We start from the raw sequence: 18,554 nt of genomic DNA, 5'->3' as shown, positions 1-18,554 counted from the left end.
GTCTACGCGAAGTTTTTTGGTTTGTTACCCGTAGTTGTACGGGGGTGCCCATTAGGGGTTTGAACACTCTCCGCACCGAATAGTCGTCGCGCGGGATTCGCGCGATGCGTGCAGCGAATCCCGGGGGAAATTTGGGGGACGAATGTCGTCTGATGTCACCGAGCCGAAGTGGTCCCTACGGCTGCCCGCGGATTGCAGCATCGCTGCGATCCGCAACGTCTATGACCTGATCCGCGAGGCTTTCGGCCGCCAGGACCGGCTCGAGATCGACTGCTCCAGCGTCGACAAGGCCGACGTGACCTCGATCCAGCTGCTGCTGTCGACCGCCAAGACCGGCGAAGCGCAGGGCCGTCCGGTGGTGCTCACATCATTCTCCCAATCCTTGCGCAACACCCTTCGCCGCGCCGGCTTTTCCAGCGAGGCGATGATTGATCAGCATTTCCCGCAAAAGAAAGATGGCACCTGATGGCCACGATTCTCACGGTCGACGATTCGCCCAGCATCCGGCAGATGATCAAGGTCGTGCTCGAGCCGGCCGGTCACAACGTGATCGAGGCCGGCGACGGCGCGCAAGGGCTTGCCAAGGCGCAGGCCGGCAAGCTCGACCTCGTGATCACCGACCTTAATATGCCTGTCATGAATGGGCTGGAGCTGATCCGGGCGCTGCGCAAGCTGCCGAGCGCGGTCGGCATGCCGATCGTGTTCCTGACCACCGAATCCAACGACACGGTGAAGCAGGAAGCCAAGAGCGCCGGCGCCACGGGGTGGATCACAAAACCCTTCAAGCCCGAGCAGTTGCTCGCAGTCGTCGGCAAGCTGGTGCGCGCATGAACGTGATGGACCCGACCGAGGTCTTCCGCCAGGAAGCCAGCGAGCTGTTCGAGGTCCTGGAAGGGGCCCTGCTCGACCTCGGCCAGCGTCCCGACGACCGCGAGCTGGTCGATTCCGCCTTCCGCGCCCTGCACACGATCAAGGGTTCGGGCGCGATGTTCGGCTTCGACAAGGTCGCCTCCTTCACCCACGAATTCGAGACCGCCTTCGACCGCGTCCGCAAGGGCGAGATCAAGCCGACCCAGGAGCTGATCTCGGTCGCGCTCGCCGCCAAGGACTATATCCGCGCGCTGATCGAGGACCCGCAGTCGACCGACGACATCATCGGCGAAGCCATCCTCGACGACCTCAAGCGCTTCGTCTCGTCCGACCAACCTGCCGCTCAAGTCGCCGAGATCGCGGAAGCGCCGCCGTTAGCGCCGACCGAGAGCAAGCAGGCCGGCTGGCATCTCTATCTGGAATTCGAATCCCACATCCTGCGCAACGGCTCCAACCCGCTCGACCTGCTGGAAGACCTCTGCAAGCTCGGCCCATGCTTCGTCGTGCCCGTCACCGACGGCATCCCGTTCCTCGACGAGATGGAGCCGGAAGACTGCTATCTGAAGTGGGACGTCAAGCTGCACGCCGCCTGCGACAAGGACGCGATCGACGACGTCTTCATGTTCGTCTCCGACGAGATGAAGCTGACGGTCTCGCCGCTCGCGCATGTCGAGACGCCCGCGCCGCTACCGCTGTTCCAGCTCCTCGACGAGGAGTCGGCTCCGGTGGTCGGGATGATCGCGCCGGCGGTCGAGCCGATTGCTGAGCCCGTCGCCGCGCAGTCCGTCGCAAAGGCGGAGCCCAAACCTGAAGTAAAGCCTGAAGCAAAGCCTGAGACGAAACCGGAAGCGAAGCTCGAATCCAAGCAGGATCGCGGCATCGCCACCGTCCGCGTCCAGGCCGAGCGTCTCGACGAGTTGATGGACCGGGTCGGCGAGCTCGTCATCGCCCAGGCGCGGCTGACGCAGCTCGCCTCCTCCGGCTCGGACCTCTCGATCAAGATGATCGCCGAGGAGATCGAGCGCCTGGCCTCCTCCTTGCGCGACACCACGATGGGCGCGCGCATGGTGCCGATCGGCTCGCTGTTCGGCCGCTTCCGCCGCCTCGTTCATGATCTGTCGCGTGACCTGTCGAAGCCGGTCGAATTCGTCACGACCGGCGAGGATACCGAGCTCGACAAGACCATGATCGAGTGCCTGGCCGATCCGCTGGTGCATCTGATCCGCAACGCGATCGACCACGGCATCGAGGACACCGCGACCCGCGCTGCCAACGGCAAGACCGAGCAGGGTCGGATCGAGCTCGCGGCCGTCCATTCCGGCGCGCAGGTGCTCGTGACCGTGAAGGACAATGGCGGCGGCCTCAACACCGCGCGCATCCGCGCGAAAGCGGAAGAGCAGGGCCTGATCGCCGCGGGCGCCGTGCTGACCGACCACGAAATCCACCAGTTCCTGTTCCACCCGGGCTTCTCGACCGCGCAGACCATCTCGGCACTGTCGGGCCGCGGCGTCGGCATGGACGTGGTCAAGCGCACCATCGAGAACATGCGCGGCTCGATCGACCTGTCGACCAGGCCCGGCCAGGGCACGACGGTGACGCTGCGCCTGCCGCTGACGCTCGCGATCATTGAAGGCCTCCTGATCCGCGTCGGCGAAGGCCGCTACATCATCCCGCTGTCGGCGGTGGAGGAATGCATCGAGCTGACCGCCGAGGACGAGCGCTCGCGCGGCCGCAACTTCCTCAACGTCCGCGGCAACCTCGTCCCGTTCCTGCGCTTGCGCGAGATCATGGCCGCTTCGGGTACACCCGACCGGCACCAGAAGACGATCATCATCTCGACCGGCGAGACCCACGTCGGCCTCGTCGCCGACCAGATCATCGGCAACCACCAGACCGTGATCAAGTCGCTCTCCAAGCTGCATTCCGACGTCACGATCTTCTCCGGCGCGACGATTTTGGGTGACGGCACGGCGGCGCTGATCCTCGACGTCGCCCAGCTCGTCACGCTGGCACAATCGAAGGTCGAGAAGCAGCACATCAACGAGGCGGCGTGATGAACGAGGGGCAAGCCGGCGAGCACCAGACGGACGCGATGCAGGTCGTGATGATCGGCCTCGGCGAGGAGAAGTTCGCCCTCGATGCCGGTCTCGTGCGCGAGATCATCGATCCCGTGCCGGTGACCAAGGTCGCCGGCGCGCGGGCCTTCGTTCCCAGCGTGATCAACGTGCGCGGCAACGTCATTCCGCTCGCCGACCTACGCATCCGTTTCGGCATGCCGCAGCTCGATAACTCGGCCGACACGCGCATCGTCGTGATCGAGCTCACGCTCGACGGCGAGCCGGTGCTTGTCGGCGTCACCGCCGACAAGGTCTACGAGGTCACCGAGATTTCGCAGACCGACGTGCAGCAGACGCCGCGCGTCGGCATGCACTGGAAGCCTGAATTCATTCGTTTCATCGCCAAATGGCGTGAAGAGTTCGTCATCGTTCCCAACATGGAACGCATTCTGAATTGAGAGCAGGTCTCGGGGGCGAGATCGGGAGGGGCTGAAGATGAGATTTACGGTCAAGGCAAAGCTTGCCAGCGCGTTCGGCCTGGTCATCGTCCTGTCCGCGCTTGCGGGCGGTGTGGCTTACATGAAGCTCGGCGACATGATGGCCACCGCAGACAGCATGGTGCTGCGCGCAACCCGGATGGAGAAAGCGATGCAGATCGAGAAGGACATCCTGCTTCAGCTTCGTGCAGAGAAAAACTCCATTCTCGGCACGGAAGCCCAGGCAGAACAGTTCGCCGCCGATGCAGTCAAGCTTCGCGAAGATGCGACAAAGACCAAGGACGAGGTTTATGCGCTGGCGAGCGAAGCCGGCAAGAAGCTCCTCGACAGCTTCGTTGTGGCCTATGCCAAGATGAATGCCTACCAGGAAGAGACGATCAGGCTGGGCAAGACCGACAAGGCCAAGGCGACAGAACGCTCGATGGGAGAAGGCCGCAAGGTCGTCGCCGATGCGATGGAAACGATGGGCGCCTATGTCGTCAACACGAAAAAGCAGATGGCGGAGCAGGCGGTCGAGTCAAAGATGGAAGGCCACCAGGCGCAACTCATGCTGATGACGCTGATCGGAGTCTCGCTTGCCGTGGCCATTGCCGCGGCACTCTGGATCTCGATCAGCATCAGCCGTTCGCTGGCGCGTGCGGTCGGTCTCGCAGGCGCAGTCGCTGCCGGCGATCTCAGCCAGACCATTCCCTCTGCCAGCAACGACGAGGTCGGCGATCTCATCAAATCGCTGAATGCAATGGTCGAGAAGCTCCAGCAGATCGTTCAGGAGGCGCTGACTGCCGCCCAGAACGTCTCGGCCGGCAGCCAGGAGCTGTCCGCCAGCGCTGAGCAGCTCTCGCAGGGCGCGACCGAGCAGGCATCGTCCGCTGAGGAAGCGTCCTCCTCGATGGAGGAGATGGCCTCGAACGTGAAGCAGAACGCCGACAATGCGAACCAGACCGAGAAGATCGCGGCGCAGTCGGCCAAGGATGCGGAAGCCACCGGCGTCGCCGTAGGCCGCGCCGTCAACGCGATGCAGACCATCGCCGAGAAGATCACCATCGTGCAGGAGATCGCGCGCCAGACCGACCTGCTCGCGCTCAATGCCGCGGTCGAGGCCGCGCGCGCCGGCGAGCACGGCAAGGGCTTTGCGGTCGTTGCGTCCGAAGTGCGCAAGCTCGCGGAACGCAGCCAGGCGGCTGCGGCGGATATCGGCACGCTGTCGACGGAAACTGTCAAGGTCGCGCAGGAAGCCGGCGATATGCTCTCCAAGCTCGTCCCCGACATCAAGAAGACCGCCGAGCTGGTCCAGGAGATCACCGCGGCCTGCCGCGAGCAGGACGTCGGTTCGGCGCAGATCAACCAGGCGATCCAGCAGCTCGACAAGGTCGGCCAGCAGAACGCCAGTGCGTCCGAGCAGGTGTCCTCGACCTCCGAGGAGCTCGCCTCGCAGGCTGAGCAGCTCCAATCGACGATCTCGTTCTTCCGCATCGAGCAGGGCGGAAAGGGCCACGCGGCCGCGCCGATCGATCGGGCGGTCAATCAGCTCCGCGCCAAGGCGGCCACCATGGCGGCCGCAGATCGGGGCGCGAAAAAGCCCGCGCCTGTCCGCAAGCCGGCCCGCGCGATGAAAGTCGCCGGCGGTGGCGGTTTCGCCTTCGATATGCATGACGGCGAAGACGACCGCGACGCCGAGTTCCAACGCTGATCTGCCGGTCCGGCCGCGTAGCCGGACCGCTCATTCGTGAAACCTGGGATCCCTGGACTGCACCATGGCCGCAACCTCGCAATATCTGACGCTCGGGCTCGCCGGCGAGACGTTCGGCATCAGCATCCGCAATGTCCGTGAAATTCTCGACATGCGGCCGATCTCGCGCCTGCCGCACGCGCCGAATTTTCTGCTCGGCATGATCGACGTCCGTGGCAGCGGCTATCCGATCGTCGATCTCCGAACCAAGCTCGGCCTGCCGGCCGTGGCGGCGACCGAGGCCACCCGCATCATCATCCTCGACGTGCCGATGAAGAGCCGCCTGGTCGGCGTCGGCTTCGTCGCCGATTGCGTGTTCGAGGTCACCGACATCGACGAGCAGGCGATCGAGCCGATTCCCGAAGTCGGTGGCAAATGGCAGTCCGACTATGCGGCCGGCATCGGGCGCAAGGGCGAGAAGTTTGTCATCATCTTCGATCTCGCCAAGCTGATGGCGCATGACGAGATCCCGGAAGGGCGCGAAGCCGATGCATCTCGCGCCGCGTGAATTGAGAAGCGTAAAGCGTTGCCGAGTAGAAATCCCAATTTGAACCGATGAGATTGATCATGAGATTCACCGTCAAAGCCAAGCTCGCCGGCGCCTTCGGCGTCGTCATCCTTCTGTTCATCGTGGCAGGCGCTGTAAGCTACATGAAGTTGGCCGACATGGCCGCGACCGCAGAGTCCATGGTGCTTCGCGCCAAGCGGATGGAGAAGGCAGCCGAAGTCGAAAATATCATTTGGCGGCAGCTCAGGGCGGAAAAAAACGCAATCCTGGGAACGCCAAGCGAAGCCGATGAATTCGCGTTGAACGCAGCCAAGCTCCGCGAGGACGCGACGAAGATCAAGGACGAGGTCTATGCGCTCGCCAGCGAAGGTGGCAAGAAACTGCTCGACAACTTTGCGAGCGCCTACGCCAGGATGAACGTCTACCAGGAAGAGACGATCAGGCTGGCAAAGACGGACAAGGCCAAGGCGACGGAGCGCTCGATGGGTGACGGGCGCAAGGTGGTCGCGGATGCGACGGAGGCGATGGGAGCCTATGTCACGAACACGAAGAGGCAGATGGCCGAGCAGGCTGTGCAGTCCAGTGAAGACAGCCGTCGCGCCCAGTTGATTCTCATCGTCCTCGTTGTCGTCTCCCTCATCGTTGCCGCGATCAGCGCAGTCTGGATTTCGATCAGCATCAGCCGGTCCCTCGCCAAGGCCGTCGGGCTGGCGGATGCTGTGGCGATCGGTGATCTCAGCCAGAAGATCGATGCTTCCAGCAACGACGAGATCGGCGATCTCGTGAAATCCCTGAACGCGATGACCGTCAACCTCAACAAGACCGCGGCCGTCGCGAATGAGATATCGCAAGGCAATCTGACGGTCGAAGCCAAGCCGCTGTCGGACAAGGACACGCTGGGTCTCGCGCTCGAGCGCATGGTGGAAAAGCTCCGGCAGATCGTGTCGGAAGCCCTGACCGCTGCGCAGAACGTCTCGGCCGGCAGCCAGGAGCTCTCCGCCAGCGCCGAGCAGCTCTCGCAGGGCGCGACCGAGCAGGCATCGTCCGCCGAGGAAGCCTCCTCCTCGATGGAGGAGATGGCTTCGAACGTGAAGCAGAACGCCGACAACGCCAATCAGACCGAGAAGATCGCAGCGCAGTCGGCCAAGGACGCCGAAGCCAGCGGTGCCGCGGTCGGACGTGCCGTCAACGCGATGCAGACCATCGCCGAGAAGATCACCATCGTCCAGGAGATCGCGCGTCAAACCGACCTGCTCGCGCTCAACGCCGCGGTCGAGGCTGCGCGCGCCGGCGAGCATGGCAAGGGCTTTGCGGTGGTCGCCTCCGAAGTGCGCAAGCTCGCCGAGCGCAGCCAGGCGGCTGCGGCCGAGATCGGAACGCTCTCGGCCGAGACGGTCAAGGTGGCGCAGGAGGCCGGCTCGATGCTGTCCAAGCTCGTCCCCGACATCAAACGGACGGCAGAGCTCGTCGAGGAGATCACCGCGGCTTGCCGCGAGCAGGACGTCGGCTCGGCGCAGATCAATCAGGCGATCCAGCAGCTCGACAAGGTCGGCCAGCAGAACGCCAGCGCCTCCGAGCAGGTGTCCTCGACGTCCGAGGAACTGGCCTCGCAGGCCGAGCAGCTCCAGTCGACCATCGCCTATTTCCGCATCGACCACGGCGCAAAGAGCCAGGCTCCGGCGCCAATCGACCGGGCGGTCAATCAGCTCCGCGCCAAGGCGGCCACCATGGCGGCCGTCGAGCGTCCGGCCAGGAAGCCGCAGGTTAAGCCGGCGCGCGCGATGAAGGTGGCCGGTGGCGGCGGCTTTGCTTTCGACATGAACGAGGGCGAGGACGATCGGGACGCCGACTTCCAGCGCTAAGACCCGTTTTAAGGGATCGGCCCGCCCTTCACCGGTGGGTCGATCCGGTTTCAGCAATTGCGTAAACACTCAGGATGCAAGATGGCCTGTTCGGCCCGATATCCAGCGCAGGCGGCGACCATTCCGGCTGGGGGCATGCAGCGATGATGCCCGCCGTGCAGGACACGGCCGTCCATCTGTCGGACCGTCACTTCCGGACCATCGCCGAACTGATCGAGGGCCAGGTCGGCATCAAGCTGCCGCAGGGCAAGCGGCTGATGCTGGAGGGACGGCTGCACAAGCGCGTGCGGGCGCTGAACTTCTCCGACCTCAACGAATATGTCGAGAACCTGTTCGATGCCGAGCATTTCAACACCGAGCTCACTCATCTCATCGATGTGGTGACGACCAACAAGACCGACTTCTTCCGCGAACCGCAGCACTTCACCTTCATGCGCGACGTTGCAATCCCCGCGCTGCTCAAGTCGCACGGGCGCAAGAACGCGAACCTGAAGATCTGGAGCTCAGCGAGCTCGACCGGCATGGAAGCCTACACCACCGCCATGGTGCTGGACGACATGACGCGGAACGGATCGCGTTTTCAGTACCGCATCCTCGGGACCGACATTTCGACGGCGGTGCTGCGCCTCGCCAAGACCGCGATCTACACCCGCGACGTGCTCGCCCCGGTGCCGGAAAACTTCGTGAAGCGGTATTTCCTGTCGTCCCGCGACAAGTCGCGGGATGAGGTGCGGGTGGTGCCCGAGCTGCGGCGCATGACGCATTTCATGCGGATGAACCTCATGGATGCGTCCTATCCGGTCGACCGCGACGTCGACATCATCTTCTGCCGCAATGTCCTGATCTATTTCGAGCGCGAGACGCAGCGCAAGGTAATCGAGCAATTGTGTAGCCATTTGCGGTCCGGCGGCTATCTCCTGGTCGGGCATTCGGAATCGATGATTCACAGTGCAGTGCCAGGTTTGAAGCAAGTCCAGCCAACCATTTTCAAGGTCTGATCGGAGCGCCGCCCAAGATGCCTAGGGAGAAAGTTCGCGTACTGATCGTGGACGATTCGGCGTCGGTGCGCCAAATCCTGCAGACGATCCTTAATGACGACCCCGATATCGAGGTGATGGGCACGGCGTCCGACCCGTTCGCCGCGGCGCGACGTCTCCAGAATGAAATCCCTGATGTCATGATCCTCGACATCGAGATGCCCAGGATGGACGGCATGACCTTCCTGCGCAAGATCATGGCACAGCGTCCGATCCCGGTGATCATCTGCTCCTCGCTCACCGAAGAAGGCTCGAACGTGATGTTCGAGGCGTTCGAGGCCGGCGCGGTCGACATCGTGCCGAAACCCAAGATCGACACGCGGCAGGCGCTGCTGGAATGCTCGACGCGGCTGCGTGAGGCCGTCAAGTCGGCGGCGCGCGCGCGGGTGCGCCCGCGGGCCGAGCGCCGCCTGGTCGAGAAGAAGCTGACGGCCGACGCCATCATCCCGCCGCCGGTGCAGGGCAGGGTCCGGCCGAGGACGGAAGGCATCGTGTGCATCGGTGCATCGACCGGCGGAACCGAAGCGCTCAATGATGTCCTCGAGATGCTGCCGCCGCATTGTCCGCCCATCGTCATCGTCCAGCACATGCCGGCGGGCTTCACGGCGGCTTTCGCGAAACGCCTCGACGGCGTCTGCCAGATCCACGTCAAAGAGGCCGAGGACGGCGAGCTGGTGCTGCCGGGCTGCGCCTACATCGCGCCGGGCGCCCGGCACATGCTGCTCCAGCGCATCGGCCTGCGCTATCAGATCGCGATCAAGGACGGCCCGCCGGTGTCGCGGCATCGCCCGTCGGTTGACGTGCTGTTCCGCTCGGCGGCCCAGCACGCCGGCGCCAATGCGCTCGGCGTGATCATGACCGGAATGGGCGACGACGGCGCGCGCGGAATGCTGGAGATGCGCAGGCTCGGCGCCGCGACCCGGGCGCAGGATGAGGAGAGCTGCGTCGTGTTCGGCATGCCCAAGGAAGCGATCGCCCATGGGGGTGTCGAGAAGGTGGTCTCGCTGCACCACATTCCGCGCGAGATCATGCTCTGGTACCAGGCCGGCCACGTCGCGGTGGCAGGTTGATTGCAATGTCCGTCATTCCGGCCAGCACGCTCACTGAGGCGACTGCGGCGATCGAGGATGTCTCGTCGCGCATCGAGGACGTCTTCGCGCGGGTCGGCCATGAGCTCGGCCGTGGCCACCTCATCTTCAAGGAACTGAACCAGGGTCTCGCGACGCTCTCGGAGGAGGTCTCCGGCGCCGAGATCGAGGGCGCTGCGACCGCCTTGCAGGAGATCGCCGCCCGGCTCAGCGAACTGGCCGAGGCGCTGCCGGCGGAGAGCGCCCTGCTGGAGAGGATCGGCAAGAGCACGGCCGAGGCGTCTTCGCTGCTCAAGCCGCTGTTCAAGCACATCGGGATGATCACGATCATCGCGCGCAGTGCGCGGATCGAGGCGGCCTCGCTCGATGGTGATCGTGAGGGTTTCCTCGCCTTCACACAGGAGGCTTACGATCTCGGCAAGGCGGTGCAAGGCTCGATCGAAGGCTGCGCGCGCGACCAGCAGCGCCTGTCCGATGCCGTTGTCACGGCCTCCGGCCGGCAGAAGGAATTCGAGAGCCGCTACGCCAGGCAGTTGGTGTCGGAGAGTGCCGAACTCGGCGCGGCCTATTCCGGATTGCGCGACCAGCGCAGCAGAAGCAGCCATCTTGCCGACCTCGCGGGCGCCAGCACCAGGAAGATCGCCGAGGCGGTCGGTGGCGCGATCATTTCTTTGCAGGCGGGCGATAGCGCGCGCCAGCGGCTCGAGCACGTCTGTCGCGGCCTCGGCCTTGCGTCTGAGTCTTCGCCGAGCCTCGTGCCCGAGCCGGTCGCGAGCGAGGACGGCGCGCGCGCGATCTGCCAGCTGCAGGCAGCCCTGCTCAGGGACGCCCAGCGCGAGTTCGGTGGCGACATCGGCCAGATCGTTCGCGCCCTGACGGCGATCCTGCACGATGCGGGCAGCGTCGTCGGCCGCGGCCGCACGCTGTTCGGCGCCGAGGAGGGCGGCTCCTCGTCGTTCCTGACGCGCATCAAGCAGACGCTGGCGCACGCCTCGACCCTGATCGCCACCTGCGAGAGCGCCGGCCGCGAGGTCGACGAGGCCTTGGCCATCGTCGAGGACACGCTGGCAAAATTTCGCCAGGCGATCGCCGGGCTCGGCGAGGCGACCGTCGACATCACGCTGATTGGCATGAATGCCGGCCTCAAGGCCAGCCATCTCGGCAGCCGCGGCAGCGCCTTCGTCGTGATCGCCAACGAGCTCAAGGCGACCGCCGATCAGGTCTCCGGCGGCGCAGGGCGCCTGCGGCCGGTGCTCGATGGCATCGAACGCTCGGCTCATGAGCTGAAACAGCTTCGTGTGCAGGGCGATCCGACGCAGCTTGCCAAGCTCGAGCCGCAGATCCTCCAGGCGTTGCGCGAAGTCGAGGCCGGCAACGAACGGCTCGGCAAGCTGATGAGCCGGCTCGTCGATGAAGGCGCGGAATTCGAAGGCCTGATGAATTCGGCGCAAGGCCTGATGACCTCGCTCGGCGAGGCCTCCGCGACTTTGCCTGCGGTTGCCGCGCGCCTCGATACGGCGAGCGCGGGCCCACAGCGGCCACGACCGCAGGCTCAGGATCAGGCGATGCTCGACGATCTCTTCGCTCGCTACACCATGGAGCGCGAGCGGGATGTCCATCGGGAATTCTTGCAAACGCTTGGGCTGGCATCGATCGCTACCGCGGGACGGGTGCAGGCGGTCGAGGCCGCGGATGACGGCATAGAATTGTTCTGACGTTCGCCGCCGCGCCTTTACGCACGCGGGTAGAAATTTGACGGGTTGGCTTTGCAGGGCGTTAACCGTGGCGAAATGCTCGCCGCATCGGTCATTGTCGCGCCCCAGAGTTGGTTGCAAATACGGGTGAGTTTTTGCGACGGATGTTTTTCATGCTGAGAGACGGCAAATACGCTGCCTGGTTCAGGACCCCGCGTGGCCAGGGCACCGGCGTCGTACATCTGGCCGAGGGCCGGATCTCGGGCAGCGACAGCTTCTTCACCTATGGTGGCTCTTATCGGGTCGACGAGCAGCGTTTCACGGCGGTCCTGACCACGAAACGCTATGCCGAGGGTCCGCCGACACTGTTCGGTCCGGATGAGGTCGAGGTCGAACTCTCCGGCCTGTGCAGCGGTGCGATGGCAACCTGCTCGGGCACGGCCAGGGAGGCACCTGGCGTGAAGTTCGAGGCGACGCTGATCTACAGCCAGGAAGATCAACCCGCCGCCGAGGCGCGATGCGAGATCGTAAAGCTCAATGACAAGTTGCCAAAGGGCCTCGACAGCCGGTCCTGGCCGGGTCACTTCCCTGGACCTTCGAAACCTTCCGTGTCCTAGTCTCGTTGCCGGATATGGAGGCATGCGAGCTATCCGGTCCTGGCAGGACGCCTTTAGCATTGCATTGACGTTGTTGCCTTGAAAAGACGCCGCGCCCGCGCCGAAAGCAACCGTGCCTTTAGACGTGAGACCTAATCTGAAGCTCGATAACGGTGGTGGAAGAACATGCCTCAGATCTGGATGACCTACGACGAACTCGCACGACTCTGCGACTGCAACAGCAGTGAAGCCAGGCTGCGGGCCATTCACCTGTCGCTTGACCGTCGCAAGAGCCGCGACGGGACGACGCGCGTCAAACTGGATCTGGCGTTGACGGCCAAGTTCTTCGCCTCCGTCCGCGAATCGGATTTCGATCTCGACAGTGCCATCGAAGCGCTCCAGGCCACGCATCGGCAGATGGCCGAACTCCTGACGCCGCAGGAGTTCTTCGACCGGCGCGGGGCGGCTTGAGCGGCCGCCCGGATCTGGCCATTGCGATTTCCGCCGAGATTCACGCTATAGCGGCCCCGAATCAGGCATAAATCCGCCACCGGAATTTCCGGCTGGGCCGCGGGGTTTCAACCCGGACGGGCATACAGCCTGCAGGAGGATGTCATGAGGAAGGCCGCTTATCGGGCGTGCGTGACGTTGGTGGGAACAGCGCTGTTGGGCGCGGGGACGATTGCCACAACCGTGCCAGCGAGCGCGGAGGTCGTGAAACTTCAAGCCGACCTCAAAGGCGGCAATGAAGTGCCTCCGAACAATTCGCCCGGGACGGGCAAGGCGGAAGCGACCTACGACACCGAGACGAAAATGCTGACCTACACGGTCACATATACCGGCCTGACCGGCCCCGCGATGGGTGCCCATTTCCATGGCCCTAGTGAAGCCGGCAAGAACGCCGGCATCGCCTTGCCGTTCAAAACGGTGCAGAGCCCAATCCAGGGCAACGCCACGCTCACGGAGACGCAGGCTGCGGATCTCCTGGCCGGCAAGTGGTACGCGAACATTCATACTGCCGCCAATCCAGGCGGTGAGTTGCGCGGACAGATGATGAAATAGAGGCCGCTGCCAAATCCAGCTCCGGCAGCTCGGTCCTGGCTACTGGCCTCGGTCCGGAGCGATCACGCTTGAGATCGCTCGAAAGGGCCGCTCAGCGGCAACGAAAGGGTCGCTATTTCGTCGCACTTTCCCGGCAATAACGTCACGCCGGAATTGATGTCGGACCCACCATGAAGCACGTGTTTCCTCTGGCTATTGCAGCAGCCCTGCTTTTTCATACCGATGCGCGCGCCATGCTTCACGACGCGTCGATCGACCATGACCTTGGCGGGGTCAAGAAGTCGTTCGAGATCATGTTGCACTCGCATAGCGGTCAGGCGACCGATCTTGGAACCGCGCGTGCGGTGGTTCGTGATCGGGAGCCACCGGAAGAACCGGTGAGCCGCTGACAGCGCGGCGTTTCAGCCAGGGCGAGAGCCCTAGGCAACCCCGATTGGTGATTTGGCGGAGCCGTGTCGGTCGCTATTGTTGACGACGGATTCCCATCTCTCTTTGCAATTGCGGCGTAAGGCCCAGCGCGCCCTCCGTTCGTCCCTGGCCGGTCCCGATGTTCCGGGACGTTGACGTCGGAGAGGAGGACGCTCCTGCGGACGTCGCGGCCGAGTTCGGCGAACTGGAATTGGTTCCGGAGTAGCCGCTGCGCACACCGTTCGAGTAGGTCCCCTGAGCTGCTGCCGGCACGATTGTGGCGACGAACAAAGCTCCGGCCAGGAGCATGTGAGGTTTGCCGATCATCGTTCGAATCCCTTCGGGCAGGCGGCGATTGTGAATCAGAAGCAATAGGTTGCCAGCTGCGCGTTGCCGCACCTTATAGCAGCGCGGGCCTGCCACGATATGGCCTAAAGTATGATCCGGAAAAGTGCGAAGCGGTTTCCCGAAAGGATCACGCTAAGACAATGGCCTAAAGCGCGATGACGATTCGTCGTAATCGCATCGCGCTTTAGGACGGCGGTCTCGGCAAGAAGGCGAGGATCGTCTGGGCCAACAGCACGCCCACGGTTCCACCTGCCGCTTTTTGCAGCATGTCCTGGAAAGCCGGATCGCGGTCGGGCGTGAACGCCTGCAGGACCTCCAGCCCGATCGCGATCGATATGACCAGGGCACAAGCCAGACCGAAGCGTCCGGGCAGCAGGAAGGAAAAGAGAAAGCCCAGCAGGCCGTAGGCACTGAATCGTTCGACAACGACGATCCAATAGGCCTCGTGATGGCCGATCAGGACCGGTCTACCCGTTAACTTCGCCAGCGTGGCGTATGTTATCAGGGCGAGGCAGATGGCTGCGGACGCAAAAACCGGGTTTCGAACCATGTTCTCACGATACCCCAATTCCACGCGGGGTACGGAGAAACCCTTTACTATCGTTAAGGAGTGCCGGCGGCCTTGCTCAAGGGAGCGCGGGGATCGACGCGCCATGGGGACGGGCACATCGTCGCGGAAGGCGACGGGCACGCACCCTTGGAGATCAGCCGCGACGGCCGCCCGACGCAACCCGGGGCATTTGAGCGACGTTTCCGCCCTGAGGACGGATCAGGAATTGTGGCGGCTGAGACGACGTGGAAGGCCGGACATAGGGCTTCCATTTGAGATATTTCGTGCGGCGTCGATGCGACACCACGGAGCGCGTAGCGTAGCCTGCACCGAACGCGATTGGCACGATGACGGCGAAGAGGACCAGATCGAGCATGCGGAAGTTACCATCATCGAGACGAGTGCCTCCGCGATACCGCAGCTGCTCAACATTCATAAGGCAGTTTTGCGGACTTCCGGTGACGTGCGATCACATGAATTTGCCCGCACGCCCCGGAACTTTTGCAAAGCCGGCAGTGCGAGGGCAATTGCGAGTCCTGGAGGACTTCGCACATGTGCGCTGATCCGGACATCGCCAGAGGCTCGAATCAAGCCCGTTCAGCAGGCCACGCGCTTCAACCTGCGTCGGCGGCGCCGTGAACGCGGTCGCGGACGCCGTAGCCTGAAGCAAATCCGGTCGCGAAAGCAGCAAACAGGGTGAGCAGTGCCAGCATGGGCCGTTCGAAGCATTTGCCGTGCCATGTTCGAATTCGGACGCTTGGCGCGTTCGCTGCGTGAAGACCGATGGGATGGCTCTAGGCGACGAGCTCGACATCCGGTGTCGTGCCCGTTGCCCGACTGCGTTGCTCGACAAGTTCGATGAATTTCCTGAACGGCAGCGGCGCGGCGACGAGATAGCCCTGGCCCTCTTCGACGCCGCACGAGATCAGCGCCCGGACCTGCGCCTCGGTCTCGACGCCTTCGGCGACGACCGTCATGTGAAAATCCCTGGCGAGTGCCACCAGCATCTCAACGATGGTCGTGGTCGAGGCGTCCACCGTAATGGTGTCGACGAAGAACTTGTCAATCTTGATCGTGTTGGCGCCGAGCCCCTTCAGCCGCGACAGCCCGCTATGGCCGACGCCAACGTCGTCGATCGCGACGCGGAAGCCATAGTCGCGCAGCTCGCCGACCACGGCTGCGGCGCGCGGCAGATCCTCGAGCTCGTCGCGCTCGGTGACCTCGACCACGATCTGCCGTGCAGAGACCTTTGCGGCCGCGACGGTGCCGCGAAGCTTGTCGACGAAGCCAGCGCTCAGGAGGTGCTTCGGCACGACGTTGAGCGAGAGCTTGAAATCCTTGTCGCTCCGCAAATGCGGCTGGAGATCGTCCAGCGCACGGCCGAGAATCTGCCAGGTCATGGCTCCGATCCGTCCGCTGGACTCGGCGAGCGGGATGAAGTTCATCGGCGGAATCACCGAGCCATCCTCGCGCAGCCAGCGGGCCAATATCTCGCAGCCTTTGATCTGGCCGGTCCTCAGGTCGAAGATCGGCTGGAAATACGGCGTGAACTCGCCGCGCACCAGCGCGCGGTCGAGGTCGGCGACGGGCCCTTCCATGCGCCTTGTGCGCGACAGGAGGACGCCGAACAGGACACCGAGTGCGAGCGCGATCGCCATTGCCGGCCAATAGGCCTCGCTGTTCCATGTGGACAGCACGGTCTTGTCGATGCGGATGGCCGTGCGCAGCGGATAGCGGTTGGAGCTCTTCTCGAACACGACGGAATGCGGCAGCGCCTTGTCGGCCTCGAGCGTGAACTCGCCAAGCTGCGCGCCATTGGTGAGCGCCAGCAAAACATCGCCATGTGCGCGCAGCTCCGCCGGCATGATGTCGAACAGGCTGGCATTGATGCCGAGGATGGCGACCAGCGCCTTGTTGCCGCCGATGTCCCTGAGCACGCCGAGCGCATCGCCGCCGAACTGCTCGACGCGGAACAGCATCACCTTTGAATTGCTGGAGGACAGCATGTCGGTGCGATCGACCCAGCCCTTGTCGAACTCGAGCGTCTCCGAATAAGCCGAGCAGATGACCGAGCCGTCCGCGTTGACGAGGCGGACGTCCTTCACGGCAGAGCGCTGATAGACGTGGAGCCGGATGGCCTGGAGCGAGGCGGGATCGCAGGTGGCGAGGCCGCGCCCTGCGAGCTCGTCGAGGCTGGCGGCGGCAAAGTCGACGGCGAATTCGGACCGGCGCAGCACCACCTCGGTCAGCTCGTCGAGCTGTCGTGCCTGCTGATCGTGGATGAAGCGTGTCGCAGCGAGATGACCGGCAAGGCCGAACGCCGTCGTGCCCGCAAGCACGAGCGCCGCCAGTGTGAGTTTTGGCCGCGCTGCTTTCATCCGGCCCAGGGGTTAAGAGAGGATTACCCGAACCCTACAGCCGGAGGCGCTAAATAAGGTTTAAGACGACCGCCCTTGCCGATGACTTGCCGATGTATGAACCAATATTCGCTGCGTCGCAGCGAGCCGGTTTGTCGTCGCGGCGTGTGGGTCACGCCCGGCGATATGGATGCGCCCTGAGCCGAACAGCGCTTGGCTGACCGCTCATGGGGCCGGCCCGACGGCGTTCCGGCCTGGTGACCCAGAGCCGTAGGACTACGAATGCAATGTTAAGAGCTAGCCAGATCGATGCCGCGATAATGAAATAATGCACCACAATGGAATCTCCGCCTTCTCAGCAGATTCTGCAGAGACAACGCGGAGCGCTGGGTGTGGTTCCCCAACTCAACGCAGCGGGCCTTCCGCTTGGCGGCTAGCTCTTCTTGGCGCCCTTGGATTTCAGCGACAGGCCGAGCCGCAAGGCCATGCGCTTGATCGCATCGGGCGAGCGACCGAGAAGCTTCGCCGCCTCTTCCAGCGATGTCGAAGACTTGGCCAACTCCATCAGCCGGCGGTCTTCCTTGAACGACCAGGGCCTGCGCGCCATAACCAAAATCATCCTCTCGTCGACACAACGACAAAGCCGCCAAGCGGACCCATGTTCGCTCGACGGCTTTGCTTGGGTGGGGCCGGGCTTGGGGCAGCCCGGGTGCGACAATGGATATGCGATCCCGCGGCGTTCGCAACAAACAACGCGGATTAAGCTAACCTCTCAACCTTACCGGGACGAAGTTGGTGCGCACCGCTCCGTAAGATCACGGTGTTTTCGCTAGCCTAGACCGATGCGTGCGCTCCGATAGCCGCGATCGAGGATGTTCTGCCACCATGTTCGGTTGTCGCAAAACCAGCGGACGGTCTTGGCAAGTCCGCTCTCGAAATCCTCGCGCGGCCGCCAGCCGAGTTCGCGTTCGATCTTGCCGGGGTCCATGGCGTAGCGGAGGTCGTGGCCGGGCCGGTCGGCCACGAAGCCGATCAGGCCGCGACGCTTCGCGGCACCAGGCGAAATCTCGTCGAGCAGATCGCAGATGCGCTCCACCACGTCGAGATTGGACCGTTCGCAGCGCGCGCCGATGTTGTAGGTCTCGCCGACCCTGCCGTGCTCGAGAGTCAGCGTCAGCGCTTCCGCGTGATCTGTGACATAGAGCCAGTCGCGGATGTGGGCGCCGTCGCCATAGACCGGCAACGGTTCGCCCGCCAGTCCGCGAATGATCATGTGCGGAATGAGCTTCTCGGGAAATTGGCAGGGGCCGTAATTGTTCGAGCAGTTCGTCACGATGGTGGGAAGCCCGTAGGTCTGCCGCCACGCGCGCACGAGATGGTCCGACGAGGCCTTGCTCGCTGAATAAGGCGAGTTCGGCGCATAGGCGGTGTCCTCGCCGAACAGGCCGTTGGGGCCGAGCGATCCGAACACCTCGTCGGTCGAGACGTGAAGAAAGCGGAAGCGCGCGCGGCGCGCAGGCGTCGATCCCTGCCAGTGGCGCAGCGCCTCCTGCAGCAGCGTGAACGTGCCGACCACGTTGGTCTGGATGAATTCCGCCGGGCCGTCGCTCGAACGGTCGACGTGGCTTTCCGCGGCCAGATTCATCACGGCGTCCGGCTGGTATTGCTCGAACAATGTCCGCAAACCGGCGGCATCGCCGATGCATTGCTGCGCGAAGACATAGCGCGGATGGCCAGACGCGCCGGGCAGTGAATCGAGGTTGGCCGCGTAGGTCAGCTTGTCGATGTTGACGATGCGCGCACCGGTATCGGCCAACAGATGCCGGATCACGGCCGAGCCGATGAAGCCCGCACCGCCGGTCACGAAGATGGTGATGCTCTCAAAGCGCAT

The 18,554-nt window shown here is 63.8% G+C and carries 19 protein-coding genes; 14 read left to right on the top strand and 5 right to left on the bottom strand.

Annotation, left to right across the window (positions count from 1 at the left end; translation table 11 throughout):
* The first annotated feature begins 142 nt into the window (after window positions 1-142).
* The 14 genes from JJB99_RS29990 to JJB99_RS29925 all read left to right on the top strand — a co-directional run bounded on the left by JJB99_RS29990 (window position 143) and on the right by JJB99_RS29925 (window position 13,389).
* Window positions 143-466: an STAS domain-containing protein gene (locus JJB99_RS29990; RefSeq protein ID WP_200495836.1), complete on the top strand. Its 324-nt coding sequence runs from the start codon at window positions 143-145 to the stop codon at window positions 464-466.
* Window positions 466-831, top strand: a complete 366-nt coding sequence (locus JJB99_RS29985; protein ID WP_008142319.1) for a response regulator — start codon at window positions 466-468, stop codon at window positions 829-831. Before JJB99_RS29990 ends, JJB99_RS29985 begins: the two co-directional genes overlap by 1 nt.
* Window positions 828-2,924 (top strand): chemotaxis protein CheA, encoded by a 2,097-nt coding sequence (locus tag JJB99_RS29980; RefSeq protein WP_200495835.1) that lies wholly within the window; start codon window positions 828-830, stop codon window positions 2,922-2,924. The genes JJB99_RS29985 and JJB99_RS29980 overlap by 4 nt, the downstream gene beginning before the upstream one ends.
* Entirely contained in the window at window positions 2,924-3,385 is a 462-nt protein-coding gene (locus JJB99_RS29975) for a chemotaxis protein CheW (RefSeq protein ID WP_200495834.1), read from the top strand. Before JJB99_RS29980 ends, JJB99_RS29975 begins: the two co-directional genes overlap by 1 nt.
* Before the next feature lie 37 nt (window positions 3,386-3,422).
* On the top strand, window positions 3,423-5,114 hold the full coding sequence (locus JJB99_RS29970) for a methyl-accepting chemotaxis protein (protein WP_200495833.1): 1,692 nt from the start codon (window positions 3,423-3,425) through the stop codon (window positions 5,112-5,114).
* A gap of 64 nt (window positions 5,115-5,178) precedes the next feature.
* Window positions 5,179-5,661 (top strand): chemotaxis protein CheW, encoded by a 483-nt coding sequence (locus tag JJB99_RS29965; protein WP_200495832.1) that lies wholly within the window; start codon window positions 5,179-5,181, stop codon window positions 5,659-5,661.
* Window positions 5,662-5,720: 59 nt separating this feature from the next.
* Window positions 5,721-7,523 carry a methyl-accepting chemotaxis protein gene (locus JJB99_RS29960; protein WP_200495831.1) on the top strand — a complete coding sequence of 601 codons (1,803 nt, stop codon included), beginning with the start codon at window positions 5,721-5,723 and terminating at the stop codon, window positions 7,521-7,523.
* 143 nt (window positions 7,524-7,666) lie between these two features.
* Complete coding sequence (locus JJB99_RS29955; RefSeq protein ID WP_200500357.1) at window positions 7,667-8,521, top strand: CheR family methyltransferase; 855 nt, start codon at window positions 7,667-7,669, stop codon at window positions 8,519-8,521.
* A gap of 17 nt (window positions 8,522-8,538) precedes the next feature.
* A complete protein-coding gene (locus tag JJB99_RS29950; RefSeq protein WP_200495830.1) occupies window positions 8,539-9,630 on the top strand; it encodes a protein-glutamate methylesterase/protein-glutamine glutaminase in 1,092 nt (363 codons plus the stop codon).
* Between the two features lie 5 nt (window positions 9,631-9,635).
* Window positions 9,636-11,363: a chemotaxis protein gene (locus tag JJB99_RS29945; RefSeq protein ID WP_200495829.1), complete on the top strand. Its 1,728-nt coding sequence runs from the start codon at window positions 9,636-9,638 to the stop codon at window positions 11,361-11,363.
* A gap of 152 nt (window positions 11,364-11,515) precedes the next feature.
* Window positions 11,516-11,959 carry a hypothetical protein gene (locus tag JJB99_RS29940; protein WP_200495828.1) on the top strand — a complete coding sequence of 148 codons (444 nt, stop codon included), beginning with the start codon at window positions 11,516-11,518 and terminating at the stop codon, window positions 11,957-11,959.
* Window positions 11,960-12,124: 165 nt separating this feature from the next.
* Window positions 12,125-12,409 (top strand): hypothetical protein, encoded by a 285-nt coding sequence (locus JJB99_RS29935; protein ID WP_200495827.1) that lies wholly within the window; start codon window positions 12,125-12,127, stop codon window positions 12,407-12,409.
* Window positions 12,410-12,553: 144 nt separating this feature from the next.
* The gene (locus JJB99_RS29930; protein ID WP_200495826.1) at window positions 12,554-13,000 is read left to right on the top strand and encodes a CHRD domain-containing protein; all 447 of its coding nucleotides are present in this window, start codon (window positions 12,554-12,556) and stop codon (window positions 12,998-13,000) included.
* 170 nt (window positions 13,001-13,170) lie between these two features.
* Complete coding sequence (locus tag JJB99_RS29925; RefSeq protein WP_200495825.1) at window positions 13,171-13,389, top strand: hypothetical protein; 219 nt, start codon at window positions 13,171-13,173, stop codon at window positions 13,387-13,389.
* Window positions 13,390-13,940: 551 nt separating this feature from the next.
* On the opposite strand, the gene JJB99_RS29920 is transcribed toward JJB99_RS29925, so the two are convergent.
* The 5 genes from JJB99_RS29920 to rfbB form a co-directional block, all read right to left on the bottom strand.
* The gene (locus JJB99_RS29920) at window positions 13,941-14,306 is read right to left on the bottom strand and encodes a VanZ family protein (protein ID WP_200495824.1); all 366 of its coding nucleotides are present in this window, start codon (window positions 14,304-14,306) and stop codon (window positions 13,941-13,943) included.
* Window positions 14,307-14,460: 154 nt separating this feature from the next.
* Window positions 14,461-14,682 (bottom strand): hypothetical protein, encoded by a 222-nt coding sequence (locus JJB99_RS29915; protein ID WP_200495823.1) that lies wholly within the window; start codon window positions 14,680-14,682, stop codon window positions 14,461-14,463.
* Between the two features lie 418 nt (window positions 14,683-15,100).
* Window positions 15,101-16,684 carry an EAL domain-containing protein gene (locus tag JJB99_RS29910; protein WP_200495822.1) on the bottom strand — a complete coding sequence of 528 codons (1,584 nt, stop codon included), beginning with the start codon at window positions 16,682-16,684 and terminating at the stop codon, window positions 15,101-15,103.
* 412 nt (window positions 16,685-17,096) lie between these two features.
* On the bottom strand, window positions 17,097-17,270 hold the full coding sequence (locus JJB99_RS29905; protein WP_200495821.1) for a hypothetical protein: 174 nt from the start codon (window positions 17,268-17,270) through the stop codon (window positions 17,097-17,099).
* Window positions 17,271-17,492: 222 nt separating this feature from the next.
* Entirely contained in the window at window positions 17,493-18,554 is a 1,062-nt protein-coding gene (gene rfbB, locus JJB99_RS29900) for a dTDP-glucose 4,6-dehydratase (RefSeq protein ID WP_200495820.1), read from the bottom strand.

Source organism: Bradyrhizobium diazoefficiens (assembly GCF_016616235.1).
GTDB lineage: Bacteria > Pseudomonadota > Alphaproteobacteria > Rhizobiales > Xanthobacteraceae > Bradyrhizobium > Bradyrhizobium diazoefficiens_H.
This window is presented reverse-complemented; position numbering and strand designations above follow the sequence as displayed.